The sequence below is a fragment of the Microbacterium sp. KUDC0406 genome (genome assembly GCF_021582875.1).
In the GTDB taxonomy this organism is placed as follows: Bacteria; Actinomycetota; Actinomycetes; order Actinomycetales; family Microbacteriaceae; genus Microbacterium.
This window is the reverse complement of record NZ_CP091138.1, coordinates 1,991,728-2,010,276: the sequence shown is the minus strand read 5'-3', so window position 1 is coordinate 2,010,276 and position 18,549 is coordinate 1,991,728. Positions and strand designations below refer to the sequence as shown.

The following is an 18,549-nucleotide window of genomic DNA, read 5'->3' as shown; positions in this document are numbered from 1 at the left end:
GTGCTGGAGCGGAATCTCGGCGAGTTCCGCCGCGCGCTCTCCACGGCCGCCGACGCCGTGCGCGGGCGCCCGCCCGCCGACGGCAGGGTGCTGGCCGGCGCCGTGCGCGCGCTCGGCTACAGCGCCGACCGGGTGCCGGGCCCCGCGGCGTCCTGGCGTCTGCTGCGCATCGCCGGCGCCGGCAGCGTCAAGCCCGAGCAGCCGATGTCGACCCTGATGGCGCTGATCGAGGAGTTGCCCGCCCCGGTCGCCGAGGCCCTGCTCATCGAGCTGCTCGCGAGGATGTCCGACCCGCGCTGACCCATCCGTTCTGGCCCATCCTGTGTGCTTGAGTGGTACTTTGATGACATGGATACCACCTTTGTTGCATCGATGGGAGATCGGGGCCGCCTCGTGGTGCCCGCAGCTCTCCGCACGCGGCAGCACTGGGAATCCGGCACGCCGCTGCTCTTCATCGAGACCGACAACGGTGTCGTGCTCGCGACGAGGGATCAGGCCAAGCGCATCCTGCGAGCACAGCTGTCCGGCACCGATCTGGTCGGTGATCTGCTCGCCGAGCGTCGAGCTGCCGCAGGCCGGGAGGACGCTGCGTGAGCGTGCTCGACGCGTCGGCCGTGCTGGCATTCCTGCAGGGCGAGCCGGGTGCGGATCTGGTCGAGTCGGCGCTCGACGGAGGCGTTGTCGGCGCCGCGAACTGGTCCGAGATCGCGCAGAAGATCCGCGCGGCCGGTGCTGACTGGGGCGTGGCGCGCAGCCTGCTGCTGAGTTATGACCTCCGCGTCGAGCCGGTGACCATCGCAGACGCCGAAGCAGCGGCCGCCGCCTGGCGCCGCGGATCCGGACTGTCCCTCGGCGATCGGCTCTGTCTGGCGCTCTCCGATCGGCTGGATGCGTCCGCGCTGACGGCGGATCGCGCCTGGGGCGAGTCGGATCGCATCATCCAGGTGCGCTGACCCGGATCGCGCCGAACTGATAGCCTGGTCGGCTCGCCTTCGCGAAGGATGCGGCGGGCGGAAGGACCACCACTGTGGGATACATCGACGTCGCCGGCGTCTCGTTCACCCTGCCCGACGGCCGCCCGCTGCTCGACGAGGCGACCTTCCGGGTCGGCTCCGGATCGACCAGTGCCCTGATCGGCCCCAACGGGGCCGGCAAGTCCACGATCCTGCGCATCGTCCGCGGCGATCTCGCCCCGGACGACGGCGTCGTGACCATCGACGGATCGCTCGGCGTGATGGACCAGTTCGTCGGTCACGGACGCGAGGGCCAGACCGTGCACGACCTGTTGATCTCGGTCGCGCCCGCCCGCATCCGGCAGGCGGCCGAAGCCCTCGAGAGCGCCGAGAACGCGCTGATCGAGGATGATACGGAGCGCACCCAGATGCGGTACGCGACGGCGCTCGCGGAGTACGCGGATGCCGGCGGCTATGAGCACGAGACCGTGTGGGACCAGTGCACCGTGGCGGCCCTCGGCGTGCCGTTCGAGCGCGCCAGGTTCCGCGATCTCTCCACGCTCTCCGGTGGCGAGCAGAAGCGCCTCGCCCTCGAGGCCCTGCTGCGCGGACCCGACGACGTGCTGCTGCTCGACGAGCCGGACAACTACCTCGACGTGCCGGGTAAGCGCTGGCTGGAGGAGCGGCTGCGCGAGACCCCGAAGACGGTGCTGCTGGTCTCGCACGACCGCGAACTGCTGGCGCGTGCAGCCGACCGCATCGTGACGCTCGAGCCCGGCGGTGCCGGAGCGACGGCCTGGGTGCACGGCGGCGGCTTCGCGACCTACCATCAGGCCCGGATCGACCGGATGGACCGGCTCGACGAGCTGCGCCGGCGCTGGGACGAGCAGCACGAGAAGCTGAAGACCCTGGTCGCCAACCTCAAGGTCAAGGCCGAGGCGAACGACGGCTTCGCCTCGCGGTACCGTGCCGCGCAGACCAGGCTGCGCAAGTTCGAGGAGGCCGGGCCTCCGGAGGAGCGTCCGCCCGCCCAGGAGTTCGACATGCGGCTGCGCGGATCGCGCACCGGCAAACGGGCGATCGTGTGCACCGGGCTCGAGCTCACCGGGCTGATGCGCCCGTTCGATGCGGAGATCTGGTTCGGCGACCGCGTCGCCGTGCTGGGCTCGAACGGCTCGGGCAAGTCGCACTTCCTGCGCCTGCTGGCGCGCGGCGGCAGCGATCCCGACCCGACGCTCGGGCACCTGACCGGCGCCGGGGAGCGGCTCGACGAGGTCGCGCACACCGGCGCGGCCGTGCTCGGCGCCCGCGTGGTGCCCGGACTGTTCGCGCAGACGCACGCGCATCCGGAGTTCGCCGGTCGCACGCTGCTCGAGATCCTGCACCGCCGGCGATGACCGCAGGGCGGGGATGCCGCGCGACGCCGCGAGCTCTGCGCTGGATCGCTACGGCCTGGTGCGCCAGGCGCAGCAGGAGTTCGCGCAGCTCTCCGGTGGTCAGCAGGCGCGCTTCCAGGTGCTGCTGCTCGAGCTGTCCGGCGCGACCCTGCTGCTGCTCGACGAGCCGACCGACAACCTCGACCTGGAGTCGGCCGAGGCATTGGAGGACGCGATCGCGCGCTTCGAGGGCACGGTCGTGGCGGTCACGCACGATCGCTGGTTCGCGCGCTCGTTCGACAGGTTCCTCGTCTTCGGCGAGGACGGCGAGGTGTACGAGTCGGATGCCCCGGTCTGGGATGAGCGTCGTGTGGCACGCGCCCGATGACCTCCGTGCGACCCGGGTAGTCTGAAGGGGTGACCATGGACTTCGAGATCGGCCGAGGCAAGCGCGCTCGTCGCGCGTACACGTTCGACGACATCGCGGTGGTGCCCTCCCGGCGCACGCGTAACCCGGAGGACGTCTCGACGGCGTGGACGATCGATGCGTTCTCGTTCGACATCCCGGTCATCGGCGCGCCGATGGACTCGGTCGTCAGCCCGCAGACCGCGATCATGCTGGGCCGTCTCGGTGGTCTGGGCGTGCTCGATCTCGAGGGCCTGTGGACCCGTTACGAGAACCCCGAGCCGCTGCTCGCGGAGATCGCGGGTCTGCCCGCCGATCGTGCGACGGTGCGGATGCAGGAGCTGTACTCCGAGCCGATCAAGCCGGAGCTCATCAAGGCGCGTCTCGCCGAGATCCGCGAGGCCGGCGTCACCGTCGCCGGCTCGCTCACGCCGCAGCGCACCCAGGAGTTCTACCAGACGGTCGTCGAAGCCGGTGTCGACCTGTTCGTCATCCGGGGGACCACCGTCTCGGCCGAGCACGTCTCGAGCGTCGCCGAGCCGCTGAACCTGAAGAAGTTCATCTACGACCTCGACGTGCCGGTGATCGTCGGCGGCGCAGCCACCTACACCGCCGCACTGCACCTGATGCGCACCGGCGCGGCCGGCGTGCTGGTCGGCTTCGGCGGGGGCGCGGCGTCCACCACGCGCGCCACCCTCGGCATCCACGCCCCGATGGCGACGGCCGTCTCCGACGTCGCCGCCGCGCGACGCGACTACCTCGACGAGTCCGGCGGCCGCTACGTGCACGTGATCGCCGACGGCGGCGTGGGCACCTCGGGCGACATCGTCAAGGCGCTCGCCATGGGCGCCGACGCCGTCATGCTCGGGGTCGCGCTCGCACGCGCCACGGATGCCCCGGGTCGCGGCTTCCACTGGGGAGCCGAGGCGCATCACCCGCAGCTGCCGCGTGGCCGCCGGGTGCAGGTCGAGGGCGTCGCCACGCTCGAGGAGGTGCTGTACGGCCCCGCTCCGGTGGCGGACGGCACCGCGAACCTCATCGGCGCGCTGCGCAAGTCCATGGCGACCACCGGGTACTCCGACCTGAAGGAGTTCCAGCGGGTCGAGGTCGTCCTGGCGCCCTACGAGGCCGGATGACCGATACGCAGGACTTCCCTCCCACGCTGCGGGAGGTGATGCTGCGCGGGCGCTGGCTGGGCATGCTCGCGCTCTGCCTTGTGGTCGCCGGAGTCTTCGCCTGGCTGGGGCAGTGGCAGCTCGGCCGCGCGATCGACACGGCGCCGCCCGAGCCGGGGATGACCGAGAAGGTGCAGCCGCTCACCGAGGTCGTCCAGCCCGGCGACTACCTCGCCGAGCCGCTGGTCGGTCAGAAGGTCGAGACCAGCGGCACCTGGGTGCCCGAGGACTTCATCGTCGTCTCCGGACGCTTCAACGACGGAGCCGCCGGCTACTGGGTCACCGGTCAGCTGCGCGTCGCCGAGCGCACCTCGATCGCCGTCGCGATCGGGTTCGCACCGACGCGCGAGAAGGCGGATGCCGCCGGCATCCGCACTGGCCGCGCGCGGATCCGCGCAGGCCGAGATCACCGGTCGCGTGATCTCGGACGAGGGTCCCGTCGTCACCAGGGACCCGTTCGATCTGAACCGGATTTCGCCTGCCGCGCTGCTCAGCCGCTGGCACGACGTCGACCGGCTGGACGTGTACCGCCCCTATCTGGCGTCCTCCGAGGCGACCGCAGGACTCGCGGACATCTCGTCGCCGGCACCGGAGGAGCGCTCCTCGGTGAACTGGCTGAACATCTTCTACGCGATCGAATGGGCGATCTTCGCCGGATTCGCGTTCTACCTCTGGTACCGCCTCGCGAAGGATGCCTGGGAGCGCGAGGTCGAGGAGTTCGACGACCGCGCGGACGCGTCCGCCGCATCCTGAGCCGTCGCGCCGGTGACGATTCGATGACCGGATCGCGAACACCATTGAGGAATGTCTCAGGAAACGCCTAATGTCTCTGACATGCGCGTGCGCCACCCGGCGCGCGTCTCGGAGGTTCCCGCGAACCGCCACCAGAACCCGAGGAGACAGCACTGATGATGTCCGCCCCTGATGATGGGAACCGCGCCGTTCCCGTCCCGCGCAGAAGGGGGCGCGCCTGCGCCCTCGTCACATCCGCCGCGGTCGCGCTGAGCTTCGGCTCGATCGCCGCGACCCCCGCCTTCGCCGACACCACCGGGACGGGGGTGGTCATCAACGAGGCCTACCTGTCCGGCGGCAGCGCGGGCGCGGCGTTCACGAACAAGTTCGTCGAGCTCTACAACCCGACCTCCGCAGCGGTGACGCTCGACGGCATGTCGCTGCAGTACCGATCGGCCACCGGCTCCGGCAACTCCAACGGCGTCGTGCCGCTGACCGGCAGCATCCCGGCCAAGGGGTACTACCTGGTCAAGGGCGGCAGCAACGGCGCGAACGGCGCCGAACTGCCCGCGCCCGACGCCACCGGCAACCTGAACCCGAGCGGCACCACGGGAACGATCGCGCTCGTGAAGAGCACGAGCGCCGTCACCCTGCCGACCGGGTCGGCGACCGGCGGCGACATCGTCGACCTGCTCGGCTACGGCACCTCGAACACCTTCGAGACGAAGGTCGCCGCCGCGCCGTCGAGCAACACCGACGTGAAGTCGCTGAACCGCACGAACGGGTCCGACACGGACGACAACAGCAAGGACTTCTCGCTCTCGGCGACGATCACCCCGCAGGCGTCCGGCGGGCAGACCGATCCCGATCCCGATCCGGGCACCGACCCGGTGAAGGCCACGATCGCCGAGGTGCAGGGCGCCGCCGACAAGGCCGCGATGGACGGGCAGACGGTCACGGTGGAGGGCGTCGTCACGGGCGACTACCGCACCGGCGGCTACAAGGGCATCAGCATCCAGACCGAGGGCTCCGGCGGCGCCGAGGACGCGACGCCCGGAGCATCCGACGGCGTCTTCGTCTACCTGAACGCCCTGACGGCGTCCGGGGTGAAGATCGGAGACCTGGTCTCGGTGACCGGCGTGGTCAGCGAGTACTTCGGGCAGACCCAGATCACCCCGGCATCCGAGTCGGGTGTCGAGCTGGTCACCGCCGGCGTCGGCGTGCCGGAGGCGACCCCGCTGCCGGCATCCGTGGTGGGCGGCGACCGCGAGGCCTACGAGAACATGCTCGTCGCCCCCTCGGGGACGTACGCGCTGGCCTCCACGCACCAGCTCTACAACTTCGGCACGCTGTGGCTGAACCCGAACGAGCTGAACGTCAAGAGCACCGAGGTGAAGCGCCCCGGCGCCGAGGCCGACGCCATCGCGAAGGCCAACCGCGCCAGCCGCATCCTGCTCGACGACGGATGGTCGACCCAGGTGACCAGCAGCGGGCACCCCGGCGACCAGCCGTACTTCACGAAGGACACCGTGGTCCGCAACGGCGACGCGGTGAACTTCTCCGATCACGGCTACGTGCTGCAGTACGGCTTCGACGACTGGCGCCTGCAGCCGGTCGTGCCGATCGACGACTCCAGCGACGCGTCGTACAAGGTCACGTTCGACACGAAGAACCCGCGCCCGGCGGCTCCGCCGGCCGTCGGCGGCGACTTCCAGGTCGCCTCGTTCAACGTGTACAACTACTTCACGACGCTGAGCAGCGAGAACTCCAACGCGCGCGGCGCGAAGGATGCCGCGCAGTTCGCGATCCAGAAGTCGAAGATCGTCTCGGCGATCAACGGCCTGGATGCCGAGGTCGTGACCCTCATGGAGATCGAGAACTCGGTCAAGCTCGGCGAACCGGTCGACACCGCCCTCAAGGATCTCGTGTCCGGTCTGAATGCCGCGGCGGGTTCCGACGTGTGGGGCTACGTGCCCACGCCGGCCGCGCTGCAGGACGCGGCGACGACCGACTACATCACCAGCGCGATCATCTACCGCAAGGCCGCCGTCAAGACGGTCGGCGACGCCACGACAGTCACCGACGAGACGGTGTGGGGCAACGCCCGCGAGCCGATCGCGCAGACCTTCGAGGCCGACGGTCGCACGTTCAGCGTCATCGCCAACCACTTCAAGTCGAAGTCGGGCGACGGCGCGGAGCCGGCCGACGGACAGGGGCAGTTCAACGCGGACCGCGTCAAGCAGGCGCAGTCCGTGCTGACGCTCGCAGGTGACGTGCAGGAGTCCTCGGGCAGCGACGACGTGTTCCTCGTCGGCGACTTCAACGCGTACAGCGAAGAGGACCCGATCGACGTGTTCACCTCGGCCGGGTGGTCCGACATGGTGGCCGACACCACCGACGGGCAGTACACCTACTCGTTCGACGGTGAGCTGGGATCGCTCGACCACGTGATCGCGTCGCCGTCGCTGAAGGCATCCGTCACGGGCGCCGGTGTCTGGGGATCAACTCGCCGGAGTGGAGCGACCGCGGCTACGCGTTCGGCGCCACCGAGTCGGGCACCCCGTACCGCTCCAGCGACCACGATCCGATCGTCGTGGGCGTGTCCAGCACGCAGCCGCCGATCAGCATCGACATCGCCACGATCAACGACTTCCACGGTCGTATCGAGGCGGACGGCGCCGCCGGCGGCGCGGCCGTGCTCGCCGGTGCGATCGATCAGGTGCGGGCCGAGAACCCGAACACGGTGTTCGCCGCGGCGGGCGACCTCGTCGGCGCGTCGACCTTCACGTCGTTCATCCTCGACGACAACCCCACGATCGACGCGCTGAACGCCGCCGGTCTCGAGGTGAGCGCCGCAGGCAACCACGAGTTCGATCAGGGCTGGGAGGATCTGCGCGATCGCATCCAGGACCGGGCCGACTGGGAGTACATCAGCTCGAACGTGTTCCTCGGCACCGATGAGGACGCACCGACCGCTCTGGCTCCGAGCTGGGTCAAGGACGTCGACGGAGTCAAGGTCGGATTCGTCGGTGCGGTGACGGAAGAGCTCGACTCGCTCGTCTCGCCGGACGGCATCAAGGACCTCGACATCCGCGACATCGCCGAATCGGTGAACAAGGCGGCCGACGCGCTCAGCGACGGCGACGCGTCCAACGGCGAGGCGGATGTCATCATCCTGCTCGTCCACGAGGGCACCGCGACCACCGAGCTGTCGAGCATCACGCCCGACTCGCCCCTGGGGCAGATCGTCTACGGAGTCGACTCCGACGTCGACGCCATCGTGTCTGCGCACACGCACCTGGCGTACAACCACGTCATCGACGGCCGTCCGGTCGTGTCGGCGGGGCAGTACGGCGAGAACTTCGGGCTGATGAATCTGAAGGTCGATCCGAAGACCCACGAGCTGCTGTCGATCTCGAACGAGATCAAGCCGCTCGCGCGTCAGATCGACGACCCGGACAAGCCGGGCACGAAGATCTGGGTGGGCAACTACCCGGCCGTTCCCGAGGTGCAGGCGATCGTCGACGCGGCGAAGGAGGAGGCCGACGTGATCGGCGCCGAGAAGGTGGGCGAGATCACGGCGGACTTCAACCGCGCGCGTCAGAGCGACGGCAAGACCGAGAACCGCGGCGGTGAGTCGACGATCGGCAACTTCGTCGCCGACGTGCAGCAGTGGTCCACCGGTGCCGAGATCGCACTGATGAACCCGGGCGGCATCCGCACCAACCTCACGTACGCGTCGAGCGGGGCGAGCGACCCCGACGGCAACCTGACGTACCGTGAGGCGGCGACGGTGCAGCCGTTCGCGAACACCCTGGTGACGCTCGAGCTCACCGGCGCGCAGCTGAAGAGCGTGCTCGAGGAGCAGTGGCAGCCGGCCGGCGCGAGCCGTCCGTTCCTGAAGCTGGGCGTCTCGCAGGGCTTCGAGTACACCTACGATCCGGCTGCGGCGACCGGTGAGCGCATCACCTCGATGACGCTGAACGGCACCGCGATCGATCCGGCGCAGTCCTACCTGGTCGCGGCGAACTCGTTCCTCGCCGCCGGCGGTGACAACTTCTTCACCCTCGCCGACGGCGCGAACAAGAAGGACACCGGCAAGATCGACCTGCAGTCGATGGTGGACTGGTTCTCCGCGAACGAGACGGCCACGCCCGATCTGAAGCAGCGCGCCGTCGGTGCGACGGTCACTCCCGTCGGCGCCCGAGGGCGGCTACGCCGCCGGCGACCAGGTGACTGTGGCTCTCTCGTCGCTCGCGTTCAGCGCGGGGGAGCAGGCGCCGGGCGAGGTCAGCCTCTCGCTGGGCGATGCCGTCCTGGCCACCGGCGCCGTCGACCCGACGGTCATCGACGCCGGCGACGAGGCGGGTCGCGCGACGCTCACCTTCACGGTTCCGGAGGGCGCGCATGGCGCGCAGCTGCTCACCGTGAGCGTGGCGGGCACCGGGACGACGGCACAGCTGCCGATCACCTTCGCGGATGACGGCGGCGAGCCGCCGGTGTTCGCGGGAACGATCGATGCCGGATCGGGCAAGGTCGCCGCGGGCAAGAAGCTCGCGATCACCGGTTCGGGCTACGAGCCGGGTGAGACCGTGACCGTGGAGCTGCGCGCCAAGAAGGGCGCTCCCGTCTCGCTCGGCACTGTCAAGGTCGGCAACGACGGGAAGTTCTCGGCCTCGGTGACGGTGCCGAAGAAGACCCAGCCGGGCAAGTACATCCTCGCGGTGTCGCAGGCCGACGGCGACGAGGCCACCGCCACCGTGCACGTGAACCGGGCCGGAGGGGGCGGGATCGTCGACGTGATCCGCGACATCGTGGACGCGCTGCTGGACTTCCTCAAGGGGCTGTTCGGCTGATCGCCCGACGGAGGGCCGCCGGGTGCTGTACGCAGCATCCGGCGGCCCTCCGTCGCACCTCGCGCCGCCGGTAGAATGGACGCATGCCCGAACCGAAAGTCGCCAGCTTCCCGGCGATCCGCGGTGCGCTGAAGTTCTACCAGATCGCGTCCATCATCACCGGCGTCATGCTGCTGCTGCTGGTCACCGAGATGGTGCTGAAGTACACGCCGATCCATCTCGAACTCTTCCTGGGGGGCTCAGGCGGGTTCCTGTGGTTCGCCCCCGTCGTCGAGGGGCCGGAGGGCCTGGAGTCCACCGGCGACGGCCTCAACCTGTCGCTCGGCATCCTGGTCGCGCACGGCTGGTTCTACGTCGTCTACCTGTTCTCGTGCTTCCGCATGTGGAGCCTGATGCGCTGGCGCTTCCCGCGTCTCATCATGCTCGCCCTCGGCGGTGTCGTGCCGCTGCTCTCGTTCTTCATGGAGACCCGCGTCGCCCGCGACGTGAAGTCCTACCTCGCGGCGCGCGACCCTTCGGCCGGCTCAGGGACCCAGAGCCCGGCCGAGTCGGAGGCTCAGCCCACATCGACATCCACCACGGAAGGCATCCGGTGACCGACCAGACCCCCGACACCGCGCAGCGCCCGGCGCTCGTCGTCGACTTCGGCGCGCAGTACGCGCAGCTCATCGCCCGTCGCGTCCGCGAAGCCGGCGTCTACAGCGAGATCGTGCCGCACACCGCGTCCGCCGACGAGATCGCAGCCAAGAACCCCGTGGCGATCATCCTCTCCGGCGGTCCGTCGTCGGTCTACGAGGAGGGTGCGCCGCAGCTCGACCCGGCCGTGCTCGAGCTCGGGGTGCCGACGCTCGGCATCTGCTACGGCTTCCAGTACATGGCGCGCACCCTCGGTGGCGAGGTCGCGAACACCGGCCTGCGCGAGTACGGCGCGACAGACGCGATGATCCCGCTGAACGACAGCACGCTGCTGGGCGGTGAGCCGACCGAGCAGAACGTGTGGATGAGTCACGGCGATCAGGTCTCGCGCGCCCCCGAGGGCTTCGAGGTGCTGGCCACCACGCCGGCGACCAAAGTCGCGGCGTTCGCGAACGAGGAGCGTCACCTGTACGGCGTGCAGTGGCACCCCGAGGTGCGGCACTCCGACCACGGCCAGGCCGTGATCGAGAACTTCCTGCACAAGGGCGCGGGGCTGGCGGCCGACTGGAACAGCGACAGCGTCATCGCCGAGCAGGTGGAGCGCATCCGTGAGCAGGTCGGCGACGCACGGGTCATCTCGGCGCTGTCCGGCGGCGTCGACTCCGCCGTCTCCACGGCGCTCGTGCACAAGGCCATCGGCGACCAGCTCACCGCGGTCTTCGTCGACCACGGCCTGCTGCGCAAGGGTGAGCGGGAGCAGGTCGAGCGCGACTACGTGGCATCCACCGGCGTGCGTCTGATCACCGTCGACGCTGCCGACACGTTCCTCGGCCACCTCGAGGGCGTCACCGACCCCGAGACCAAGCGCAAGATCATCGGCCGCGAGTTCATCCGCGCGTTCGAGAAGGTGCAGCGCGACCTCGTCGAAGAGGCGAAGGCCTCGGGCGAGAAGGTCTCGTTCCTGGTGCAGGGCACGCTCTACCCCGACGTCGTCGAGTCCGGCGGCGGAGCGGGCACCGCGAACATCAAGTCGCACCACAACGTCGGCGGACTGCCCGACGATCTCGACTTCGAGCTCATCGAGCCGCTGCGCGCCCTGTTCAAGGACGAGGTGCGCGCGATCGGCCGCGAGCTCGGCATCCCCGAGGCGATCGTCGGCCGCCAGCCGTTCCCCGGCCCCGGCCTCGGCATCCGCATCATCGGCGAGGTCACGCGCGAGCGTCTCGACGTGCTGCGCGAGGCCGACGCGATCGCCCGCGAGGAGCTCAGCCTCGCCGGCCTCGACCAGGAGATCTGGCAGTGCCCCGTGGTGCTGCTCGCCGACGTGCGCTCGGTGGGCGTGCAGGGCGACGGCCGCACCTACGGGCATCCGATCGTGCTGCGCCCGGTGTCGTCGGAGGACGCCATGACGGCGGACTGGACCCGCCTGCCGTACGACGTGCTCGCGAAGATCTCGAACCGCATCACCAACGAGGTGAGCGAGGTCAACCGGGTCGTGCTCGACGTCACGTCGAAGCCGCCGGCAACGATCGAGTGGGAGTGAGATAGGGGCGGGCTTCCGACTGCCCGGTCGTTGAGCGAGCGGAGCGAGACGAAACGGGGTGCGGACTGCGGGATCGTCGCTGCGCTCGCAGCCCTTCGACTCGCTCCGCTCGCTCAGGAACCGCGGTCCAAGCCTCTCCGCTTCGCTCCTCCCCGATGCTCGCTCCGCGACGATCCCTCCGCCCTCATGCCTCTGGTGTGGGGGCGGAGAGCTTTGCGAGGGGACGCAGGGATGGAGAGCTTTGGTCAGGGGAGAAGAATCTCGGAGATCTGCGGGATCGCTGAGGGATGAGGCGGATCTGGTCCGGGACGGTGCAGATCTCCGAGATTCTGCCGGGTCAGGATGCTGCGGCGGCGATGTGGCGGGCGGCCTGCAGGACGGTCAGGCCGCGCGAGTCGGGATAGATCCCGTCGGCGAGGAGAGCGCGGATGCCGGCGCGCTGAGCCCCCTCGACGTCGGCGACGGGGTTGTCGCCGACCATCCAGGTGTCGGCGCCGGCATCCGTCACGCGCAGCGCATGCGTGAACAGCAGCGGGTTCGGCTTCTCGATGCCGACCGCCGCGCTGGTGATCGTCAGGGTGATCAGCGGTGACAGGCCGAGGGCGTCGACGAGCGTCGGCAGGCCCGGCCCATGGTTGCTCAGGATGACGTTGTCGTAGCCGGCATCCGCGACCAGCCGCAGCGCTTCTGTGGCGCCGTCGACCACCCGCCAGGGCTCGTGCCGGTAGTACTCGTCGAGCACCCGAGCTGATGCCGCCGACGCGACGTCTTCGGGAACGCCCTGCGCACTCAGCGCACGGGTGAAGACCGGCGCGAGGCGCGCGGTCCAGGCATCCGCCGACGGCGGGGGAGAGGTCATGACCTCGGGCTCGTGCCAGGGGAACCCGCTGCGCAGATGCGGCCGGACGAGTTCCGGATCGACCGCGATCGTGGCATCCACCGATCGCAGCGCGTCGGCGACGGCCGCTGACCACATGCCCTCGCGCACGGCGAGCGTGCCGTCGAAGTCCCAGAACACCACTCGCCGATCGCCCGTCGCCACGGGCCCAGCCTAGGGGCCTTGCGGATGGCGGACGGATCTGCGGATGGCGGCGCACACACCGGCGCGGGCTCCGCCATCCGTCGTTCTGTCCGCCGCCTGCAGACGGACGGGCCGGCGCGTGCGAGGGCCTCGACCTGGCTGACGGAGGGGGGACCGTGCGCGCAGCGGATGGCGTGCCTTGCGGATGGCGGACGGATCTGCGGATGGCGGAGCAGAAAGCGGCGTGTCGTCCGCCATCTGCAGAATCGTCCGCCGCCTGCGGGAAGAGAGGGCGGAAAGAAGGGCGGTCAGAAGCGGCGGCCGCCGGAACGGCCGGACGAGCGGCTGCCGCCGGAGGAACGGCTGGAGGAACGGCTGGAGGAACGGCTGGACGAGTGGCTGCGCGACGAGCGCGACGAGCCGCCCCGCGACGAGGATCTCGACGAGCCGCCCCAGCCCGAGGACGAGCCGCCGCCTCCGCCTGAGCCGCCGAATGCTCCGGCCAGCGCGCCGATTCCGGCGCCGAGGAGCACGAAGAGCACGACCCCGCCGGGCTCATCGGCAGTGACGCCGATGCCGCTGAAGAGCCCGATGACCCCGCCGCTGAGGCCGCCGGCGACGGCCTTGCCGCCTCGTCCTTCGTCGTCGTCGCGCGCGGAGACCCGGCGCCAGTCCGAGCTGCGCGCAGAACTCGTCGCCGGCGTGTCGTACATGACCGCGCCGGCGTCGGACGGGTGAGCGGAGGACCTCATGAACCGGCGGCGCTCGGGCGCCGCAGGAGCACCGACGAGACCCTGCACCTGCTCGGCGAGAGCCAGGGCGGATGCCGCCAGGCGCTCGGCATCCTCGGGCTGTTCCGCGGAGACGGCCGCGTCGAGCTGTCGCTGGGCCGAGTGCAGCCGGGCCAGCGCGAACGCGCTCACCCCGCCCGGTCTCGCCCCGATCGAGGTCTCCGCAGCTCGCACAGCGGCCATGGCCCGCTCCAGGGCGGAACCGGTCGCGGGCGCGGCGGACCGTGCGGCGAGGGCGTCGGCCTGGGCCTCGATCGCGTCACGCAGGTCCCGTGCCTCGGCGAGCAGGCGCTCGACCTCGTGCACGGCATCGGTGATGGCCTTCGGGCGGCGTGCGTCGATGGCCTTCTGCAGCGCCTCGAGCTGCGCATCCGCCGCGCGCAGCCGGCTGCCGATCTGATCGTCGTTGTCGACCACGCCGATCAGATCCGCCGGCGCGAAGGCGGCGGCGAGGGACTCGAGACGATCCGCGGCCTCACTCTGCAGCGCGGTCGCCTCTGCGCGAGCCGTCTTCAGTCGCGCCAGCGTGTCCACGGCGCCCTCGGCGAGCGCCCGCAGAGAGGCGAGCTCGTGCGTGCGGCCGTCCAGGGCGTCGTCGACCTGCCGGCACAGCCGGAGGATCTCGTTCGTCCACTCCCTGGTCTGCTGAAGCGTGTCCTCCTCGGCATCCTCCAGCTTCTCGAGCAGCCCGAACCCCTGCTGCAGCAGCGAACGGCACTCGGCAAGGACGGTGGTGAATTCGCCCGTGGTCTCCTCACCGAACTCCGCCGTGACGAATCCGAGTTCCTGCTCGCTGGTGCGCACGGCCTCGTCGGTCTGCACCAGCCGTCGTGCAGCGCTCTTCTTCTGCCCCTCCAATGTCCGCAGCTCGGCGACACGGGCCGCCCGGCGACGCAGCACGACCATGATCCTGGCGACAACGAAGATGAGCAGCGCCAGTGCCGCCGCCCCGAGCAGCCACACCCACCAGGGCAGTGGAACCTTCGAGAACTCGTCGTCGACGAACTCGATGCCGCCCGCCCAGTCGTCGTCGGCGAGGTAGCGGGAGCCGAGGTCGTCCTCGATCTCGAGCACCCGGCTCTCGGAGAGCGGACCGGCTTCGACCCCACCGTCGCCGTACTCCGCAGAGATCGCGAGAGAGCGTCCGTCGGTGGCTATCGCGAGCAGGTACTGGTCGGCCGCGAGGTTGTTGCGCAGCGCGGTCGCATCCGCCCAGGCCAGGGCGTTGCCGGGGGAGTCGAAGTCGGGCACCAGCACGACGTACAGCTCGGGGAGTCCGTCGGCGGAGGCGAGGTCTCCGAGGCGCTGTTCGAGTCGGGCCTCGTCCGCATCCGAGAGCACATCGGAGTAGTCGCTGACATACCCCGGCTCGAGATCGGGCGGGGTCTGGCCGGCCGCCGACATCGCCGGCCCGGCGATGAGTGCGCCGAGCAGAGCTGCCGCTCCCAGAATCGCACCGTGTCGTCTCCGGTTCCTCATCGCGCCCCCTCCGGCTGTCCGCTGTCCCGGCCCATCATGGTACGGGACATCGGGCTGCGCGGCCGTCGGCGACTCCGGCAGGATGGTGCCATGAGCAGAGGACGCACGAAGCTGTCAGTGGTCGGTGCGGGCGGAGTCGGAGTCAGCGTCGCCTACGCGGCGCTGATCCGGGGAGCGCGGCCGAGGTGTCGCTGTACGACATCGCCACGGAGAAGGTCGAGGCGGAGGTGCTCGACCTCGCACACGGCACCCAGTTCACCTCGTCATCGGTGAGCGGGGGCTCCGACCTCTCGGTCGTGGACGACAGCGACGTGGTGATCGTCACCGCGGGGCGAAGCAGCAGCCGGGGCAGACCAGGATGGAGCTGGCCGGCACGAACGTGCGGATCCTGCAGAGCCTGATGCCGGGTCTGCTCGAGCACGCCCCCGACGCGGTGTTCATCATCGTCACCAACCCTGCCGACGTGATGACGGTCGTCGCGCAGCGCATCACCGGGCTGCCCGCCGCCCGCGTCTTCGGATCGGGCACGGTGCTCGACACCTCGCGGCTGCGCTGGCGGCTCGCGCAGCGGGCGGGCGTGAGCACCGCGAGCGTGCACGCCGACATCGTGGGCGAGCACGGCGACAGCCAGTTCCCGGTGTGGTCGAACGCGACCATCGGTCCGGTTCCGATCCTGGACTGGCCTGCGGACGAGCCCTTCACCACCGAGGAGCTCGACCGCATCGCCGTCGAGGTGCGGGATGCCGCGTACGCCGTCATCCGCGGCAAGGGTGCGACCAACCTGGCGATCGGCGTGAGCGCGGCGCGCATCGCCGAGGCCGTGATCCGCGACGAGCACGCCGTGCTGCCGGTGTCCACGGTGCTGAACGGCGAGCACGGGATCGACGGCGTCGCGCTGTCGCTGCCGTCCGTCGTCTCGGCGTCGGGTGCGCTCGCCGTCGCGGGCACGCCGATGACGCCCGGCGAAGAGGCGAAGCTCGCGGCATCCGCCGCCGCCATCCGCGCGTCCCTCGACGCGCTGGAGCCACACGCGGGTCGTTGAGCGAGCGACGAAGGTGGTCGTCTCGCTGCGCTCGCTCAACGACCGACGCTCGCTCAACGACCGGGGGCGAGGTGCTTGACAGCCTCCTTGCGCGAGAGGGGCGAGAGACCCGGATGCTCCGCGACGAAGCCCCGTACCCAGTCCGGATCACTCTTGCCGAGGTCGCGCAGCGCCCAGCCGATGGCCTTGCGGATGAAGAACTCGGAATCGGCGATGTTCGGCTCGATCGCATCGACGAGGAGCATCCGGTCCACCCGGTCCTTCCGCCCGAGCTGCGAGATGATCGCCACCCGTCGCATCCAGAAGTCCTCGTCGCCTGACCACACGCGCATTTCGACGGCCATCTCGGCCGGATGCGCGTCGAGCAGTTCGGCCAGCCGATGCGCCACCTCGTCGACGTGGTCCCACCACGCTCCGGTGCGCACCATCTCCTCGTGCACGTCCAGCTGGTCGAGCCGTCCACGCAGCGGCGGCAGCGCCATCAGCGCCTGCGCGGCGTAGCGCTCCTCGCGGTACGAGGCCTCTCGCCACAGCGTCAGGGCCGCCTCACGCAGCGTCCAGGCATCCTTCTCGGCCCGGGCTGTCCCCACCACGTGCCGTCGCACCTCCGGCACGCGCACGCCCAGGAACGGCATCGCCGACTTCATGTACGCCTGCTGCCCGGGCGCGAGCGCCGGGTCTGCGGCGTCCCGCAGCACAGCGCGCACCTCATCGACGAGGGCCTCCGAGGGATCCATGCAGAAATCCTAGAAAAAGTTCCGCGCCGATGTCGATCGGCTCTCTTCTCGTTCGACGTCCTGAATGACAGGGTCGAGAGACGACCCCGAGATCGAGGAGATCATCATGAAGTACATGCTCATCATGCGCGCGGACGATGCGGGTGTCGAGGCATATCAGGACGTCCCCTTCGAGCAGGTCATCGAGGCGATGGGGAAGTACAACGAGTCCATGCTCAAGGCCGGCGTGATGATCGGCGGCGAGGGATTGACCGAGGCCGAGGAGGGCTTCGTCGTGGACTTCTCGGCCGAGGAGCCGCTGGTCACCGATGGTCCCTACGGCGAGACGAAGGAGCTGTTCAACGGCTTCTGGATCATCGAGGTGTCCACCCGCGAGGAGGCCGCCGAGTGGGCGAAGCGCGCGCCGCTCGGACCGGGTTCGTACCTCGAGGTGCGTCGCGTCACCGAGCTGTCGGACTTCCCGCAGGACAACGAGTGGATCCAGAAGGAAGCGGGCTGGCGCGAGGAGAACGAGCGCCGTGCCCAGAGCTGAGGATGCCGCGACGGCGCGCTCCCGTGAATCCGCGGAGCGCGCCGTCGCCGCCGTCTGGCGCATCGAGTCGGCGAAGATCGTCGCGACTCTCACCCGGATGACGGGAGACTTCGCCCTCGCCGAGGATCTGGCACAGGACGCCCTCGCCGAGGCGCTCGTGCAGTGGCCGGCTGCCGGCATCCCGAGCAGTCCCGCGGCCTGGCTGACCACCGTGGCCAAGCGTCGCGCGATCGACGGCTGGCGGCGCAGAGAGCGCTACGACGAGCGGCTGGTGGTGATCGCGCACGACCTCGAGCGGGAGCAGCAGGAGCAGTCGGCGCAGGGCGTGCCGTGGGATCCGGACGCGATCGACGACGACGTGCTCCGCCTCATCTTCGTCGCCTGCCACCCCGTGCTGTCCCGTGAAGCGCGCGTGGCCCTCACCCTGAGGGTGGTGGGCGGCCTGTCCAGCGAGGAGATCGCGCGGGCGTTCCTCGTGCCGGTCGCGACGGTGCAGCAGCGCATCGTGCGCGCGAAGAAGACCCTCGGCGCGGCGAACGTGCCGTTCGAGGTGCCGCCGCGCGAGGAGTACCCGGAGCGGCTGGGCGCCGTCCTCGGCGTGCTCTATCTGATCTTCAACGAGGGGCACGCGGCCAGTGCGGGGGACGACTGGATGCGACCGGATCTGGCCCGTGAAGCCGTGCGGCTGGGGCGCGTGCTGGCTGAGCTCACACCCCGTGAACCGGAGGCGCACGGACTCGTCGCGCTCATGGAGCTGACCGCCGCGCGCTTCCCCGCCCGCGTCGATCCGAACGGCGACCCGATCCTGCTCGCCGACCAGGACCGCCGTCGCTGGGATCGAGGCGCGATCATGCGCGGGCGAGCGGCGCTGGCCCGCACCGACGCACTCGGCCGCGGTCGCGGCCCCTACGCCCTGCAGGCCGCGATCGCCGAATGCCATGCGGTGGCGGCATCCGTCGACGAGACCGACTGGGAGCGCATCGTGCTGCTCTACGAGGCGCTGGGGCGCATCGCGCCGTCGCCGGTGGTCGAGCTGAACCGTGCTGCGGCGGTGGCGATGGCCACCGGCCCCGCGAACGCGCTGCGCATCATCGACCGGCTCGCGGAGGAGGGGGCGCTGCGCGGCTACCACCTGCTGCCCGCGACCCGTGCCGAGCTGCTGCTGCGCCTGGGGCGCGACGAGGAGGCGCGCAGCGAGTTCGCCGTCGCCGCGCGCCTGGCCGGCAACGACCGCGAGCGCGCCCTGCTCGAGGCGAAGGCGCGCGGCTGA

Annotated in this window: 15 protein-coding genes and 4 pseudogenes; 16 read left to right on the top strand and 3 right to left on the bottom strand. The window is 70.3% G+C overall.

Annotated elements, in window-relative coordinates; all coding sequences use genetic code 11:
* The 12 genes and pseudogenes from L2X99_RS10055 to guaA all read left to right on the top strand — a co-directional run bounded on the left by L2X99_RS10055 (position 1) and on the right by guaA (position 11,677).
* Positions 1-300 (top strand): hypothetical protein, encoded by a 300-nt coding sequence (locus tag L2X99_RS10055; RefSeq protein WP_236135048.1) that lies wholly within the window; start codon positions 1-3, stop codon positions 298-300.
* A 48-nt stretch (positions 301-348) separates the two neighbouring features.
* Positions 349-594, top strand: a complete 246-nt coding sequence (locus L2X99_RS10050; RefSeq protein WP_236123740.1) for an AbrB/MazE/SpoVT family DNA-binding domain-containing protein — start codon at positions 349-351, stop codon at positions 592-594.
* On the top strand, positions 591-953 hold the full coding sequence (locus L2X99_RS10045) for a PIN domain-containing protein (RefSeq protein WP_236123741.1): 363 nt from the start codon (positions 591-593) through the stop codon (positions 951-953). Before L2X99_RS10050 ends, L2X99_RS10045 begins: the two co-directional genes overlap by 4 nt.
* 74 nt (positions 954-1,027) lie before the next feature.
* Positions 1,028-2,717: pseudogene (locus L2X99_RS10040) on the top strand (ABC-F family ATP-binding cassette domain-containing protein).
* Positions 2,718-2,752: 35 nt separating this feature from the next.
* On the top strand, positions 2,753-3,871 hold the full coding sequence (locus L2X99_RS10035) for a GuaB3 family IMP dehydrogenase-related protein (protein WP_236126855.1): 1,119 nt from the start codon (positions 2,753-2,755) through the stop codon (positions 3,869-3,871).
* Positions 3,868-4,239: pseudogene (locus tag L2X99_RS18310) on the top strand (SURF1 family cytochrome oxidase biogenesis protein); the annotation flags it as partial. The gene L2X99_RS10035 and the pseudogene L2X99_RS18310, both read left to right, overlap by 4 nt.
* Before the next feature lie 28 nt (positions 4,240-4,267).
* On the top strand, positions 4,268-4,663 hold the full coding sequence (locus tag L2X99_RS18305) for a hypothetical protein (protein WP_329608193.1): 396 nt from the start codon (positions 4,268-4,270) through the stop codon (positions 4,661-4,663).
* Between the two features lie 155 nt (positions 4,664-4,818).
* Positions 4,819-7,128, top strand: a pseudogene (locus tag L2X99_RS10025) (ExeM/NucH family extracellular endonuclease); the annotation flags it as partial.
* A 113-nt stretch (positions 7,129-7,241) separates the two neighbouring features.
* Entirely contained in the window at positions 7,242-9,125 is a 1,884-nt protein-coding gene (locus L2X99_RS10020) for a bifunctional metallophosphatase/5'-nucleotidase (RefSeq protein ID WP_236135047.1), read from the top strand.
* Positions 9,076-9,498, top strand: coding sequence for a hypothetical protein (locus tag L2X99_RS10015; RefSeq protein WP_236135046.1), 423 nt, complete (start codon positions 9,076-9,078; stop codon positions 9,496-9,498). The genes L2X99_RS10020 and L2X99_RS10015 overlap by 50 nt, the downstream gene beginning before the upstream one ends.
* An 83-nt stretch (positions 9,499-9,581) precedes the next feature.
* Positions 9,582-10,094, top strand: a complete 513-nt coding sequence (locus L2X99_RS10010; protein ID WP_236123746.1) for a DUF3817 domain-containing protein — start codon at positions 9,582-9,584, stop codon at positions 10,092-10,094.
* Positions 10,091-11,677 carry a glutamine-hydrolyzing GMP synthase gene (guaA, locus tag L2X99_RS10005; protein ID WP_236135045.1) on the top strand — a complete coding sequence of 529 codons (1,587 nt, stop codon included), beginning with the start codon at positions 10,091-10,093 and terminating at the stop codon, positions 11,675-11,677. The genes L2X99_RS10010 and guaA overlap by 4 nt, the downstream gene beginning before the upstream one ends.
* A gap of 337 nt (positions 11,678-12,014) precedes the next feature.
* Here the strand turns inward: guaA and L2X99_RS10000 are convergent, their stop codons facing one another.
* Both L2X99_RS10000 and L2X99_RS09995 read right to left on the bottom strand, forming a co-directional pair.
* The gene (locus tag L2X99_RS10000) at positions 12,015-12,719 is read right to left on the bottom strand and encodes an HAD family hydrolase (protein ID WP_236135044.1); all 705 of its coding nucleotides are present in this window, start codon (positions 12,717-12,719) and stop codon (positions 12,015-12,017) included.
* 287 nt (positions 12,720-13,006) lie between these two features.
* Positions 13,007-14,968, bottom strand: coding sequence for a TPM domain-containing protein (locus L2X99_RS09995; RefSeq protein ID WP_236123747.1), 1,962 nt, complete (start codon positions 14,966-14,968; stop codon positions 13,007-13,009).
* Here L2X99_RS09995 and L2X99_RS18565 point away from each other — a divergent pair.
* Both L2X99_RS18565 and L2X99_RS18560 read left to right on the top strand, forming a co-directional pair.
* Positions 14,911-15,428: pseudogene (locus L2X99_RS18565) on the top strand (lactate/malate family dehydrogenase); the annotation flags it as partial. The gene L2X99_RS09995 and the pseudogene L2X99_RS18565 sit on opposite strands and share 58 nt — an antisense overlap.
* A gap of 6 nt (positions 15,429-15,434) precedes the next feature.
* Complete coding sequence (locus L2X99_RS18560; protein ID WP_442923526.1) at positions 15,435-16,010, top strand: hypothetical protein; 576 nt, start codon at positions 15,435-15,437, stop codon at positions 16,008-16,010.
* A gap of 53 nt (positions 16,011-16,063) precedes the next feature.
* On the opposite strand, the gene L2X99_RS09985 is transcribed toward L2X99_RS18560, so the two are convergent.
* On the bottom strand, positions 16,064-16,747 hold the full coding sequence (locus L2X99_RS09985) for a DNA alkylation repair protein (protein WP_236123748.1): 684 nt from the start codon (positions 16,745-16,747) through the stop codon (positions 16,064-16,066).
* A gap of 106 nt (positions 16,748-16,853) precedes the next feature.
* Between L2X99_RS09985 and L2X99_RS09980 the strand changes: the two genes are divergently transcribed.
* Together L2X99_RS09980 and L2X99_RS09975 are read left to right on the top strand one after the other, a co-directional pair.
* On the top strand, positions 16,854-17,279 hold the full coding sequence (locus L2X99_RS09980) for a YciI family protein (RefSeq protein ID WP_236126857.1): 426 nt from the start codon (positions 16,854-16,856) through the stop codon (positions 17,277-17,279).
* Between the two features lie 97 nt (positions 17,280-17,376).
* Positions 17,377-18,549, top strand: a complete 1,173-nt coding sequence (locus L2X99_RS09975; RefSeq protein WP_442923525.1) for an RNA polymerase sigma factor — start codon at positions 17,377-17,379, stop codon at positions 18,547-18,549.

Bases quoted from the DNA above. Each gene is read 5' to 3' on its own strand.
- L2X99_RS09995 (WP_236123747.1), bottom strand. From the start codon at position 14,968: ATGAGGAACCGGAGACGACACGGTGCGATTCTGGGAGCGGCAGCTCTG.
- L2X99_RS18560 (WP_442923526.1), top strand. From the start codon at position 15,435: ATGACGGTCGTCGCGCAGCGCATCACCGGGCTGCCCGCCGCCCGCGTC.
- L2X99_RS10010 (WP_236123746.1), top strand. From the start codon at position 9,582: ATGCCCGAACCGAAAGTCGCCAGCTTCCCGGCGATCCGCGGTGCGCTG.
- L2X99_RS09980 (WP_236126857.1), top strand. From the start codon at position 16,854: ATGAAGTACATGCTCATCATGCGCGCGGACGATGCGGGTGTCGAGGCA.
- L2X99_RS10035 (WP_236126855.1), top strand. From the start codon at position 2,753: ATGGACTTCGAGATCGGCCGAGGCAAGCGCGCTCGTCGCGCGTACACG.
- L2X99_RS18305 (WP_329608193.1), top strand. From the start codon at position 4,268: ATGCCGCCGGCATCCGCACTGGCCGCGCGCGGATCCGCGCAGGCCGAG.
- L2X99_RS09985 (WP_236123748.1), bottom strand. From the start codon at position 16,747: ATGGATCCCTCGGAGGCCCTCGTCGATGAGGTGCGCGCTGTGCTGCGG.
- L2X99_RS10050 (WP_236123740.1), top strand. From the start codon at position 349: ATGGATACCACCTTTGTTGCATCGATGGGAGATCGGGGCCGCCTCGTG.
- L2X99_RS09975 (WP_442923525.1), top strand. From the start codon at position 17,377: ATGACGGGAGACTTCGCCCTCGCCGAGGATCTGGCACAGGACGCCCTC.